The sequence below is a fragment of the Thermostichus sp. OS-CIW-29 genome (genome assembly GCF_054058195.1).
This window is the reverse complement of sequence record NZ_JBSSAB010000071.1, coordinates 1-1,060: the sequence shown is the minus strand read 5'-3', so window position 1 is coordinate 1,060 and position 1,060 is coordinate 1. Positions and strand designations below refer to the sequence as shown.

The following is a 1,060-nucleotide window of genomic DNA, read 5'->3' as shown; positions in this document are numbered from 1 at the left end:
ATGACCATAGCGGTAGGGCGCGTGCGTCAGGAGCGAGGATGGTTCGACATCGTCGATGACTGGCTCAAGCGCGACAGATTCGTGTTTATCGGCTGGTCCGGGCTGCTGCTGTTCCCCTGCGCTTACCTAGCCCTGGGCGGCTGGCTCACCGGCACCACCTTTGTAACTTCCTGGTACACCCACGGGTTGGCCAGCTCCTACCTGGAAGGGTGCAACTTTTTGACCGTAGCCGTCTCCACCCCCGCCGACAGCATGGGGCACAGCCTGCTGCTGCTGTGGGGCCCCGAAGCCCAGGGGGACTTCACCCGCTGGTGCCAGATTGGGGGGCTGTGGACCTTTGTGGCCCTGCACGGAGCGCTGGGGCTGATTGGCTTTATGCTGCGGCAATTTGAGATTGCCCGGCTGGTGGGGGTGCGGCCCTACAACGCCATTGCGTTTAGCGCGCCGATAGCGGTGTTTGTGAGCGTGTTTTTGATTTACCCGCTGGGGCAGAGCAGCTGGTTTTTTGCGCCCAGCTTTGGGGTGGCGGGGATTTTCCGCTTTTTGCTGTTTTTCCAGGGGTTCCACAACTGGACGCTGAACCCGTTCCACATGATGGGGGTGGCTGGCGTTTTGGGTGGAGCGCTGTTGTGTGCCATCCATGGGGCGACGGTGGAGAACACCCTGTTTCAGGATGGGGAGGCGGCCAGCACCTTTCGGGCTTTTGAGCCGACGCAGTCGGAGGAGACCTACTCGATGGTGACGGCCAACCGGTACTGGAGCCAGATTTTTGGGATAGCGTTTTCCAACAAGCGGTGGCTGCACTTTTTCATGTTGTTTGTGCCGGTGACGGGTTTGTGGATGTCGAGCATTGGGGTAGTGGGGTTGGCGCTGAACCTGCGGGCGTATGACTTTATCAGTCAGGAGGTGCGGGCAGCGGAAGACCCGGAGTTTGAGACGTTTTACACGAAGAACATTTTGCTGAACGAGGGGATTCGGGCGTGGATGGCGCCGCAGGACCAGCCCCATGAGCGCTTTGAGTTCCCTGAAGAAGTCCTCCCCCGCGGCAATGCGCTCTAAA

General features: G+C 60.0%; 1 protein-coding gene. It reads left to right on the top strand.

The features are described 5' to 3' along the window. Window positions 1-1,059, top strand: a 1,059-nt coding sequence (gene psbD / locus ACVWZJ_RS14120; protein ID WP_011432491.1) for a photosystem II D2 protein (photosystem q(a) protein), incomplete at its 5' end; no start/stop codon positions are given. Window position 1,060 lies beyond the last annotated feature (1 nt).